Origin of the sequence: Lelliottia sp. WB101, from assembly GCF_003051885.1 — a bacterium.
GTDB classification, from domain to species: Bacteria; Pseudomonadota; Gammaproteobacteria; order Enterobacterales; family Enterobacteriaceae; genus Enterobacter; species Enterobacter nimipressuralis.
On sequence record NZ_CP028520.1, the window covers coordinates 2,648,220 to 2,660,897 of the forward strand.

Consider the following 12,678-nt stretch of genomic DNA (forward strand, 5'->3'; position numbering starts at 1 on the left):
AGGGCATCAGCCCACACAGACCCCGACAAATATCAGCTGAACATTACCTTCGCCCAGCGTGCCAGCCCGGCGGTGACGGAGCCAAAATCATCGCCACCGGCAATCGGAATGCCCGGCAACTGTTCTGCCAGCGCTTTCTTGATCAGCGGTGAACGTGCGCTACCGCCCGTCAGGTAGATCACATCCGGCTTCTCGTTACCGTTTTCCAGCGCCAGCTGGACCTGCTCCAGAATGCGCTGCAGCGGCTGCGACAGCGCTGTCTCAAGCCCATGCTGAGAAATGGCGGTCGCCAGTTCATCGCTGATAAACGGCAGCGTGACCGCGTGCTCGGTCGCATCGGAGAGGGCAATTTTGCTCTCTTCCGCAGTGCGCACCACACGGTAGCTCAAACGCTGACGCCAGACTTTATGCAGCAGGGCCACTTTGTCGCCGTCCTGGGCGTCACGCACCAGGTCGTTCAGGAAGCGTCCGTTAGCGGTGCTGTAGAAATCGCTCTGCGCCGGAACGTCGTTAATCGCGACGGCATTCCACCATGGCAGAATCGGCAGGGCGGTCCCTTTTTCCGTTTGCCCGCCCATACCGAGCAGCGGCATCAGGCTTTTAAATGCCAGGGCGATATCCAGATCGTTACCGCCTACGCGGCAACCGCTGTGCCCTAACAGGCTGTTTTCGCGGTCGCGGCGCTGGTGCCATTGTGGCCCCATCAGCAGCAGGGAGCAGTCGGTAGTACCCCCACCGATATCCACCACCAGCACACGTTTCTCTTCGCGCAGCGTCGCTTCAAAATCCAGACCCGCAGCGACCGGCTCATACTGGAACACAACGTCGCGGAAACCGGCGCGATGGGCCGCGCGCTCAAGAATACCCTGCGCCTGCTGGTTGGCTTCATCGCCGCCCAGCCCCTGGAAGTTGATCGGGCGGCCAATGACGGCCTGGGTGATCGCGTCTGACACCTGCGTCTGCGCCTGGTTGCGAATGTGCAGCATCATCGCGCACACCAGATCTTCAAACAGGGCTACCTGCTGCGGCTTAAGCCCGCTGGCACCGAGGAAGGATTTGGGGGATTTAACGAAGTAAACTTCTTCCGGATCTTCAATGTACTGCGCCAGAGAGGACAAACCGAACTGTACGCTGGACGGCGTGACGTCGATATCTTCGTCGCGGTTGAAATTCACGGCACGACGCAGTAACGCCTGCGTCTCTGTGGCAGTCGCCGGAACCTGATGGTGGCGATACAGCCATTCGCTCACGGCTTCGCGCGTCGGCGCGCACAGCATCGACGGCAGCAGCGAGCTCTCTTTTTCCATTTTCAGCAGACGTGGCGTGTTGTCATCCATCACCGCCACAGAGCAGTTTGCCGTACCGTAGTCAAAACCAATAAACACTGACGTAATCCCCATGCCGTTGAGAAGGGGCGAGACTTTAGCGAAATGTCTCGCTCACGACAACAGGAATATGAAAGCAAGGCACGCCGCGTAAGGTCGGGTTATGCTGTGAAGACAACAAAAGGAGCGATGATGTACACCCTGAACTGGCAACCCCCCTACGACTGGCAATGGATGTTTGGCTTTCTTGGCGCGCGTGCGGTCGCGGGCGTGGAGACCGTGACCGATACCTATTACGAGCGCAGTTTCACCTGCGACGGCCATCAGGGGCTGTTTCGGGTCACGCCATCGCTGGCGGATTGCACCCTGCAGGTCACGCTCAGCGAAGGGCTGGTGCCGGTCGCGCAGAACTGCCTGGCGCGTATCGAACGCCTGTTCGATCTCTCCTGCAATCCGCAGCACATCGCTGCCACGCTGGGTGAGCTGGGCGCAGCACGTCCAGGATTACGCCTGCCGGGGGCGATGGATGCGTACGAACAAGGTGTGCGGGCGATTCTCGGGCAACTGGTGAGTGTGTCGATGGCGGCGAAACTCGCGGCGCGCGTAGTCGCGCTCTGCGGCGAACCGCTGAAGGGATTCCCGGATTACACCTGCTTTCCGACCCCGGCGGCACTGGCTGCTGCCGATCCGCTGGCGCTCAAGGCGCTGGGGATGCCGGTGAAACGCGCGGAGTCGCTGATTCACCTTGCGCAGTCGGTCGTTGACGGCACTTTTCCGCTCCAGCCGCCGGAAGATATTGAGAGCGGAATGAAGGCGCTTCAGGCGCGGCCCGGGATCGGGCGCTGGACGGCTAATTACTTAGCCCTGCGCGGCTGGCAGGCGAAAGATGTGTTCTTGCCGGATGATTATCTGATTAAACAGCGCTTCGCCGGTATGACGCCGGCGCAGATCCGCAAGTATGCGCTGCGCTGGCAGCCGTGGCGGTCTTATGCGCTGCTCCATATCTGGTATACGGAAAACTGGGCACCCTCAGTTGATAGCGAAATAACTGGTGTTGAGCAGTAGCTCCAGCGGCTGCGGTTCGGCAATGGAATCGCCATAGATGAAGTCGATGCCAATGCCGGAAAGGGTATCCATCATCAGCGGCTGATTGCTCGGTCCGGCAATGGTTTTCATCCCCAGCCGCTGGGCGTGGCCCTGGATAATGGTCACCATCATTTCGTCCATCAGATTACCGTGGACGTTGGTCACCAGCTCCGGGTCCAGCAGCAGGTAATCCGCCATGTGGGCGCTCAGGTGGTTAAAGATGTCCATATCGCGCCCGACCTGGCTCAGAATAATGCGGCAGCCGGCCTGACGCAGTTTTTGCAGCCCGTCCTGAATCGTCGCATCCTGGTTTTGCAGGGTTTCGACCGGGATCACCAGATGCAGCAGGCGCCCTGGCAGTGGGCTTTTCTCCAGCAAATCGAGCAGTTCATTCACCAGCGTCGAGCTGGACATCCCCTCAGGTGAGAGCGGCAGCGCCACACCCATCCCTTTATTCGCTACCTGAACGGCAAAGGCGCGGAAAAATTCCTGGAAAATACGGCGGTCGAGGGCATGCAGCAGATCCGGTTCTGCCAGCCCCGAGCGGAACGCGTGTTCTTCGAGCACTTCGCCCTGACTGGTCCACAGCCGCAGGGAGACCAGCCAGAAGTTGCTGCTCTCCGGAATGCGCGGCGACGCGACGCTGCGGCCAATCATCAGCAGATGGTTGTCTTTGATCATGTGCCATTGCTCATCCAGCGACATCATGCTGCGCGCGCTGTGAATTCTCTCCTGCTGCGGTTCGTACACCGTTACCACGCCGCGACCGTTGTTTTTCGAGGCGTAGCAGGCGATATCAGCCTGGGACATGACTTCTGCGGCCAGGCTGTTTGTGTCGTCAATCAGCGTGATCCCGGCGCTGGCGCCGATGCGGTGCAGGCGACCTTCCCACATGAAGTGGTAATCGTTGATGGCATGAATAATTCGGCCCGCGATATAGCGTGCGCTCTCGACGTTACAGTCCGGCAGCAGCAGGCCAAATTCATCGCCGCCCAGTCGCGCCAGCACGTCGCTTGAGCGCAGCATACTCAGCATCAGAGACGACAGTTCGCGCAGCAGGGCATCGCCCGCCGCGTGGCCTGCGGTGTCGTTCACCGCTTTGAAGCGGTCGAGATCGATAAAGACCAGCGCGTGGCGCTGATGGGTGTCATGCACGGTTTGCAACAGACGCTTGAGATGGCTTTCAAAGCTGACGCGGTTCGCCAGATGGGTGAGGGCGTCGTGAGAGGCGCTGTAGCTTAGCTGACGCAGCATTTTGCGCGACTCGGTGACGTCCTGAATGACCAGCACCGAGCCGATATTCTGCCCGTCAAGGGTGCTCAGCGGCGTGATGCTGTAGTGAATATCGAAGCTGCCGCTATTGCGGCTGTGCAGGACCACATCCTGATTAATGTCAGAACGCGACATATCGCCGCTGTGAATATTTTCCATCGGCGGGCCGTTCTCGCCGAAGGTAATGTGCAGCACGTTGAGGATGGGCTGTCCCATCGCTTCCTGCTGCGTCCAGCCGCTCATTTTCTCTGCGACCGGGTTCATAAAGGTGACGTGCATATCGATATCGGTACACAGCACCGCCTCGCCGATAGAGTCGAGGGTGATATGCAGACGCTCTTTTTCCTGGAACAGGGCTTCGTTAAGTTCTTTAACTTCGGTCATGTCCATATTGATGCCCAGCAGGCGTTCGACTTCGCCCTGCTTGTTGAGCACCCGATTCGCCAGCGAGCGGATATGACGCACTCCCTCTTTGACGCGTATGCGGAATTCAAGTTTAAACGGCACGCGCGCCATCAGGGCGTCGCGGATCACCTGTTCGGCATGCTCGCGATCCTCCGGAAGCATGCTCTCGTGCCACAGCTGCCAGGTCGGTTTAATATGCGACGGGATCTCGTACATCTCGAACATACGTTTGTCCCAGCTGATCACATCCGGCTGTAAATCCCACTCCCAGATACCGATGCCGCCTGCTTCGTTCGCGAGCGTAATACGCTCCATCAGGCGCTTATTGACCCACTCGGTGTGTTTGAGGTCGTTGATATCTTCGATTTGCGCGATGAAATAGAGCGGGGAGCCGTCCGTATGACGCACCACGGAGACCGTCAGCAGCGCCCAGACCACCTCGCCGTTGCGGGTGTAGTAGCGCTTTTCCATTGAATAGCTGTTGATGTCGCCACGTACCAGATCTTCCAGGCTTTTCAGGTCGGAATTTAAATCTTCCGGCCAGGTCAACTGCTGGAAAGTCAGGGCCTGCAGCTCAGGCTGCGAGTAGCCAAGGAACTGGCACAGCGCCTTGTTTGCCTGCAGCCACTGCCCTTCAATGCCGACCAGCGCCATGCCGATGGCGGAATACTCCATCGCATTACGAAAACGTTCTTCACTTTCAGTGATGTGCTTGCGCTCGGCGCGAAAGGCGTACATCACCATGGTCATCACGTTCGCTGGCAGGAGCATCATCAGGAAGGGCAGCCAGGGAGCGTTGAGCATCACGTCGGTGTTCTGGGGCGTAAGCAGCGCCGGTTTGGTCGCAATCATCAGCGACACCATCATCACCGTCACCAGAAAGACGAGGAACGCCTCCATGCGCGGTAGACGCACGGCGCTCCACATCAGTAATACAATTACGCAGGTAAATGGCCAGGGCAGGAAAGTGATCGACACCCAGCACAGCACCAGCGTGACCGCCATGGTGAGCAGGGTTTCCAGCAGCAGTTTCGGGTTGCGGTGGCGCAGTAAATAGTGCGGTTTAAACAGCAGACCGAGCGGAACCAGCGCCAGCGCGCCGATAGATTCTGAAAGCACCCACACAAAAAAGTTACGCAGCGGCTCGGCGCTGGGGACCAGCAGCCAGGCCAGAACACCACCCAACAGCGGCGGCACAACGGCGCTGCCTATCGCCAGACGAATCCAGTCGCTAAGATTTTTGAGCGGGTTATACCAGGGCAATAATTTACGCAGCAGCAGCGCGCCGACGCACGCTTCGATCACGTTGATGGCCGTGTACCAGAAACTGAGGGTTTCCCAGGAAAACAGCATCCACGAGGCAAGAATGTTACCAAACGAGCAGGCGAGGGCGATTCCTGGCCACATCTTTCCGGCGTGGCGGTAGAAGGCGACCATCATGATCGACGTCGGGAACCATAACGGTGCCAGTAAAGTACCGAAACGCGTCAGCTCGAGCGAGAAAAGGGTGAAGATGAAGGTCACCAGACCAAGACTGACAAGCCGTAGTAAAGGATGTGGGGTAGTCACCAAAACATGCTGGTATTGTTTATTCATTACCGCTTTATCCAGAGACGCCATGCTGCCAGGAACAAGGTCCGCACGAATGAGAATTTTAATTTGGATTATGCTAGTACAAACAATTTACAATTCATATGCCGACTGCTCATAATTTGTCATCATAGAGTTATTAAATACTTAGTCAGCAGAAATTTCAGGTTTAACGCGTTAAAAATGACCGTTAAAATTTCGGTCAGGGTGAAAAGAGTGATTTGGAATGACTCTCGCATTACCTGCCCTTTCCACTAGTATCAGGCACGCGAAATCCCTATAATTGCCGCGTTTGACGCTCAGGCGTCGTCCTTCCTTTACATCCAGGTTAATCAGGTCGCTAAATTTATGACTGATAAGTCTCATCAGTGCGTCATCATAGGCATCGCCGGCGCATCAGCTTCAGGTAAAAGTCTTATTGCCAGTACGCTTTATCGCGAACTGCGCGAACAAGTTGGTGATGAGCACATCGGCGTCATTCCCGAAGACAGCTACTATAAAGATCAATCCCATCTGTCGATGGAAGAACGCGTAAAAACGAATTACGACCACCCTAATGCCATGGATCACAGCCTGCTGTTCCAGCATTTGCAAATGATCAAAAGCGGCACGCCTATCGATCTGCCGGTCTATAGCTATGTCGACCACACGCGTACGCAAGAAACGATTCACATTGAACCGAAAAAGGTCATCATTCTGGAAGGCATCCTGCTGCTGACCGATGCGCGCTTGCGCGAAGCGATGAACTTCTCGATTTTCGTCGACACGCCGCTGGACATCTGTCTGATGCGTCGTATCAAGCGCGACGTGAACGAGCGTGGTCGTTCGATGGACTCCGTGATGGCGCAGTATCAGAAAACCGTACGTCCGATGTTCCTGCAGTTTATTGAACCGTCCAAACAGTACGCTGATATCATCGTGCCGCGCGGGGGTAAAAACCGCATTGCTATCGATATCCTGAAAGCGAAAATTAGCCAGTTTTTTGAATAATACGCCCGAATTGTGTACCGTTCAGAGATAACCGGGTTTGCCCTGAAGCCAGTGCGGTTTCAGGGTTTGATGCACGAAAGGAGAAAGTGTCATGCGTCTTTGTGACCGAGATATAGAAGCCTGGCTGGATGAAGGGCGTCTGTCTATCACCCCGCGTCCGCCAGTAGAACGCATTAACGGTGTCACCGTTGATGTGCGTTTGGGCAATAAATTCCGTACTTTCAGCGGCCACACCGCACCTTTTATTGATTTGAGCGGACCGAAAGACGAAGTCAGCGCCGCGCTCGATCGCGTCATGAGCGATGAAATTGTGCTGGCGGAAGGCGACGCTTTCTATCTGCACCCGGGCGAACTGGCGCTGGCGGTGACCTATGAATCCGTGACGCTGCCTGCCGATCTGGTCGGTTGGCTCGATGGCCGCTCGTCTCTGGCGCGTCTGGGGCTGATGGTGCACGTCACCGCGCACCGTATCGATCCCGGCTGGTCTGGCCGTATCGTGCTTGAGTTCTTCAATGCCGGTAAATTACCGCTGGCGTTGCGCCCTGGTATGATGATTGGTGCGCTGAGCTTCGAGCCGCTGACCGGCCCGGCCGAGCGCCCTTACAACCGCCGTCAGGACGCGAAGTACCGCGACCAGCAGGGTGCGGTTGCCAGTCGTATTGATAAAGACTGAATTAGGCTTCATCGAGGATGCCATGAGAAGAGTTCTTACAACGCTGATGATTTTGCTGGTGGTGCTGGTTGCTGGCCTTTCAGCGTTGGTTCTGCTGGTTAACCCCAATGATTTCCGCGCCTACATGGTCCGCCAGGTCGAAGCACGAAGCGGGTATGAACTGAAGCTGGATGGGCCTCTTCGCTGGCATGTCTGGCCGCAACTCAGCATTCTGTCTGGCCGCATGTCACTGACTGCACCGGGCGCCGCTTTGCCGGTGGTCTCTGCCGACAATATGCGTCTGGACGTCGCCTTAATGCCGCTGCTTTCGCACCAGCTGCAGGTGCGTCAGGTGATGCTGAAAGGTGCCGTCATTCAGCTGACGCCGCAAACAGAAGCCGTCCGAAAGCCGGGTGAGCCTGTTGCCCCTCGCGCAAATTCACTCCCCGACGTCCCCGAAGATGCGGGCTGGTCATTTGATATCGCCAGTCTGAAAGTCGCGGACAGCGTGCTGGTCTTCCAGCATGAGGATGACGACCAGGTCACCGTGCGCAATATTAATCTGACGATGGAACAGGACCCGCATCATCTGGCGACGGTCGATTTTTCAGGTCGCATTAATCGCAATCAGCGTGACCTGACTCTGTCGCTAAATGCCCGCGTCAATGCGTCGGACTACCCGCATCAACTTACCGCCGATATTCAACAGCTGAACTGGCAACTCTCTGGCGCCGATCTCCCAACGCAAGGGATCACTGGCCAGGGCACACTGCAGGCGATGTGGCGCGAAGAGCAAAAACAGCTTGAACTGAATAATCTCAACCTGCAGGCAAATGACAGTTCCTTAAAAGGTCGTGCCAGCGTGCTGCTGGGCGAAGAGCCGAAATGGGTCTTTGATCTTCAGTTCGACAAGCTCAACCTGGTAAATCTGTTGCCTCCGCAGCCGGTCCCGGCGAAAGAGGGTGACGACACTCAGGCACCTGGACTGCCGAAACAGATGCGACCGGTTATTGCGTCAAACGTCGACGCGCCAGACTACAACGGGCTGCGCAGCTTTACGGCGGATATTTTGCTTAAAGCCAACGCGGTGCGCTGGCGGGGCATCGACTTCACGAACGTCAGTAGCCAGATGCTGAACCATAACGGTTTACTGGTCATTTCCGAGCTAAGCGGTCAGATGGGGGCGGGGCATATTTCGCTGCCTGGCATGCTGGACGTGCGTAAGAATATGGCGAAGGCCGAGTTCCAGCCGCGTCTTGAGAACATAGAGATTGGCACTATCCTCAAAGCCTTTGATTACCCTATCGCGCTGACCGGAAATCTGACCATGGCGGGGGATTTCTCCGGCGATAAGATTGACGCTGACGCCTTCCGTCACAGCTGGCAGGGGCAGGCGCACGTTGATCTCGCCAACAGCCGCATGGAAGGGCTGAACTTCCAGCAGCTGGTGCAGCAGGCCGTCGAGCGCAGCAGCAATGTCAAAGCCAAAGAGAACTTCGACAGCGCGACGAAACTCGACACCTTTACCACCGATCTGACGCTCGACAACGGGCAGCTCACGCTTGATGACATGCAGGGGCAATCCTCGATGCTGGCGGTCACGGGCAAAGGCACGCTGGATCTGGTGAAAGAGACGACGGATACGCGCTTTAACGTCCGCGTGATGTCCGGCTGGGAAGGCGAAGGCCCACTGATTGATGTCCTGAAAGAGACGGCTATCCCGCTCAACGTTTACGGCAGATGGCAGGAGCTGAATTACAGTCTTCAGGTTGACCAGATCCTGCGTAAACATCTGCAGGATGAAGCGAAACGACGTCTGAATGAGTGGGCGGATAAGAATAAAGATTCGCAGAACAGCAAAGATGTGAAGAAGCTTTTAGATAAGCTCTGATCCAATCATCCCCCTCTCCTTGAACGGGAGAGGGGGATAAGAAGAGATCAAACCTCAAAATCCAAATCATCCTCTCCGCGCAGGGGTATCAGCTGCACTTTCTGCACGCGATGACTCTCCACCTGCAACGTCTTGAGCACATATTCCCCTACCTGAACCTCTTCACCCGGCTGCGGAATGCGCTGTAAGTATTCCATCAGCAGACCGGCGATCGTGTGGTATTCGCGCTTCTCATCCAGCGGCAGTGGAACGTACTGCACCAGATCTTCCAGCGGCATATGACCATTGGCAGTCCAGGACCCATCGGCATTTTTCTGGATGTCGTGGCGGGCGTCGATCTCATCCACTTCGTTAGGCAAATTACCGGCGATGGTTTCCATCACGTCGCTCAGCGTCACCAGCCCTTCAACGGAACCAAACTCATCGACCACAAAGGCAAAATGGGTGCGCGCGTTGCGGAACTGTTCCAGCGCCGAAAGCAGCGGCAGGGTTTCCGGGAACACCAGCGGCTGGCGGATCAGCGCGCGTAAATCCAGTGGCTCACCGCGCAGGGACTGCTGGAGCAGGTCAATGACGTGCACCACCCCAAGCAGACCTTCCTCATCATCACCCCCGGTCACCACCACGCGAGTGTGCTGGTTTTTATCCAGCAGGGCGCGGATCTGCGCTTCCGGCGAATTCAGGTCGATATGTTCGATATCGTGGCGCGACGTCATGATGCTGCTGACCGAGCGCTGGTTAAGATTGAGCACGCGCTCAATCATCCGCCGTTCCTGCGGGTTAAAGATCTGGCTGTCGTCGTGATCGGCAAGCAGTGACGCTGACTCTGCATCCAGCTCGGCGTCCTCTTTCTTACCGCTGAGCAGACGCAGAACGGTCTCCGCCGTGCGCTGACGCAAGGTCTGATTGGCAGAGAGAAAACGGCGGCGGTTGAAAATCGCCAGCTGGTTCAGGGATTCAATAATCACCGAGAAACCGATCGCTGCGTACAGATAGCCTTTTGGAATATGGAAGCCAAAGCCGTCTGCGACCAGGCTAAAGCCGATCATCAGCAGGAAGCTCAGACACAAAATCACAATCGTTGGATGGCTGTTCACAAAGCGCGTCAGGGCCTTGCTCGCCATCACCATCAGCGTGATGGCAATAATCACCGCCGCCATCATGACAGGCAGATGATCAACCATCCCCACGGCGGTAATCACGGAATCCAGCGAGAAGACCGCGTCCAGCACCACGATTTGCGCGACCACGGGCCAGAACTTCGCCCCACGACGCTGGGTGGGGTTCTCGCTGTCTTTCCCTTCGAGCCGTTCGTTCAGCTCAACGGTGGCTTTGAACAGCAGGAACAGGCCGCCAAACAACATGATCACGTCACGGGCGCTAAAGCTCAGGCCGTGGAACGAGAAGAGGGGAGTGGTCAGGGTGACCAGCCAGGAGATCGAAGCCAGTAACAGCAAACGCATCACCATCGCCAACAGCAAACCGGTAACGCGTGCGCGGTCGCGCTGCGCCGGGGGCAATTTTTCGGCGAGGATGGCAATAAAGACCAGGTTATCGATGCCAAGCACTAATTCGATGACGACCAGCGTCACCAGCCCGGCCCAGATTGATGGATCGGCAATCCATTCCATAGTAATAGCAGTACCTCTGAAGATATGACATTTGTCACACTTCGATCATGGATAAAGCTGGCAAAAATTGCAATGACTGCTTGAGATTTCTCTTAATGAAAGCACGTGAAATAGCCATGGCGAATAACCCTGTTATTTCTATATGAAAGTTAAATTATCCGGTTAAACGGATAATTAGGAAATATCGCATGAAATGTTTTATGTCTGAATTTTGTCAATATAAAGAAATTCCTAAAACCATAAAACTTTGCGCTTAATATTATTCTTAAAAACCAATAATAGGACGGTTGTCTCCTTGCCTGCTATTAGGTTAGCTGCAACAATTCTCCAGGCATCAAATGTTAAATCTTCTTGCTGCTATTTATGTAACGGTCTTAAGAGCGAACATTCATTACCGCTCAGGCATTGAAAATGCCGGATATATTTATCCTGCAAGACCTAATTTTAGAGGGTGTCTATCCATAATATATTGTTTCGTCAGTGGATTGGTAACTGAAAGCCAAGGGCGGTAGCGTGCCTGAAAGCGTGTGAATCAGCCTCGATTATTCTGTCAATAGCCAATGGATGAATAAGCGTTTTTTAGGATTGATGCCAGTTATATTTCTATTTTATTAACTGCATTCTGATTGCCTAAACAACCCGCGCTTATTTAAATTGCACAGGATAATTACTCTGCCAAAGTGATAAATAATCAATGATGAAATCCAAAATGAAATTGATGCCATTATTGGTGTCTGTGACCTTGATGAGTGGTTGTACGGTCTTTCCCGGCAGCAATATGTCAACAATGGGCAAGGATGTGATCAAGCAACAGGATGCTGATTTTGATCTCGACAAAATGGTGAATGTTTATCCATTAACGCCGCGTATCGTCGAACAATTACGCCCGCGTCCGAATGTTGCACAGCCGAATATGTCTCTGGATCAGGAAATTGCCTCTTATCAATACCGCGTGGGGCCGGGCGACGTTGTGAGCGTCACCGTCTGGGATCACCCGGAACTGACCACTCCAGCAGGGCAATACCGCAGCTCCAGCGATACCGGTAACTGGGTGCAGCCTGATGGCACCATGTTCTATCCCTACATCGGTAAAGTGCACGTCGTGGGGAAAACCCTCGCAGAAATTCGTAGTGATATTACCGGCCGTTTAGCGCAGTACATCGCTGACCCGCAGGTGGACGTTAATATCGCCGCATTCCGTTCGCAGAAAGCCTACGTCTCCGGCCAGGTCAATAAATCAGGCCAGCAGGCGATCACCAACGTACCGCTGACCATTCTCGACGCCATCAACACCGCGGGCGGGTTAACGGACGAGGCCGACTGGCGCAACGTGGTGCTGACGCACAACGGCAAAGAGGAGCGCATTTCACTCCAGGCGCTGATGCAGAACGGCGATTTGAGCCAAAACCGTCTGCTCTATCCGGGCGACATTCTGTTTGTGCCGCGCAACGACGATCTGAAAGTGTTCGTGATGGGCGAAGTTAAAAAACAGAGCACCCTCAAAATGGACTTCAGCGGCATGACCCTGACCGAAGCGCTGGGTAATGCGGAAGGTCTGGATCTGACGTCGTCTAACGCCAGCGGCATCTTCGTGATCCGTCCGCTAAAAGGCGAAGGCAGTGCGAAAGGCAAGATTGCCAACATCTACCAGCTGGATATGTCCGATGCGACGTCCCTGGTGATGGCGACGGAATTCCGTCTGCAGCCATACGATGTGGTCTATGTCACTACCGCGCCAGTCACACGCTGGAACCGTCTGATCAACCAGTTGCTGCCAACCATCAGTGGCGTTCGCTACATGACGGACACGGCGCGCGACATTCATACCTGGTAACC

Annotated in this window: 8 protein-coding genes; 5 read left to right on the forward strand and 3 right to left on the reverse strand. The window is 55.4% G+C overall.

Going from position 1 to position 12,678, the window contains the following annotated elements; genetic code table 11:
• Positions 1–32: 32 nt before the first annotated feature.
• Positions 33–1,385 carry a molecular chaperone gene (gene yegD / locus DAI21_RS12670; RefSeq protein WP_107703260.1) on the reverse strand — a complete coding sequence of 451 codons (1,353 nt, stop codon included), beginning with the start codon at positions 1,383–1,385 and terminating at the stop codon, positions 33–35.
• A gap of 132 nt (positions 1,386–1,517) precedes the next feature.
• On the opposite strand from yegD, the gene alkA reads away from it, so the two are divergent.
• Positions 1,518–2,390, forward strand: coding sequence for a DNA-3-methyladenine glycosylase 2 (gene alkA / locus DAI21_RS12680; RefSeq protein WP_107703261.1), 873 nt, complete (start codon positions 1,518–1,520; stop codon positions 2,388–2,390).
• Here alkA and DAI21_RS12685 read toward each other — a convergent pair.
• Positions 2,355–5,684, reverse strand: a complete 3,330-nt coding sequence (locus DAI21_RS12685) for a diguanylate cyclase (protein ID WP_107704247.1) — start codon at positions 5,682–5,684, stop codon at positions 2,355–2,357. The genes alkA and DAI21_RS12685 overlap by 36 nt on opposite strands.
• Before the next feature lie 342 nt (positions 5,685–6,026).
• On the opposite strand from DAI21_RS12685, the gene udk reads away from it, so the two are divergent.
• From udk to asmA, 3 genes are all read left to right on the forward strand, one after another.
• The gene (gene udk / locus DAI21_RS12690) at positions 6,027–6,668 is read left to right on the forward strand and encodes a uridine kinase (protein WP_100779601.1); all 642 of its coding nucleotides are present in this window, start codon (positions 6,027–6,029) and stop codon (positions 6,666–6,668) included.
• Positions 6,669–6,759: 91 nt separating this feature from the next.
• Positions 6,760–7,341 (forward strand): dCTP deaminase, encoded by a 582-nt coding sequence (dcd, locus tag DAI21_RS12695; RefSeq protein ID WP_100779602.1) that lies wholly within the window; start codon positions 6,760–6,762, stop codon positions 7,339–7,341.
• Between the two features lie 22 nt (positions 7,342–7,363).
• Positions 7,364–9,211 (forward strand): outer membrane assembly protein AsmA, encoded by a 1,848-nt coding sequence (asmA, locus tag DAI21_RS12700; protein WP_107703262.1) that lies wholly within the window; start codon positions 7,364–7,366, stop codon positions 9,209–9,211.
• Between the two features lie 47 nt (positions 9,212–9,258).
• Here asmA and DAI21_RS12705 read toward each other — a convergent pair whose 3' ends face one another.
• Entirely contained in the window at positions 9,259–10,842 is a 1,584-nt protein-coding gene (locus DAI21_RS12705) for a TerC family protein (RefSeq protein WP_100779604.1), read from the reverse strand.
• Positions 10,843–11,536: 694 nt separating this feature from the next.
• On the opposite strand from DAI21_RS12705, the gene DAI21_RS12710 reads away from it, so the two are divergent.
• A complete protein-coding gene (locus tag DAI21_RS12710) occupies positions 11,537–12,676 on the forward strand; it encodes a polysaccharide export protein (RefSeq protein ID WP_107703263.1) in 1,140 nt (379 codons plus the stop codon).
• Positions 12,677–12,678: the final 2 nt, after the last annotated feature.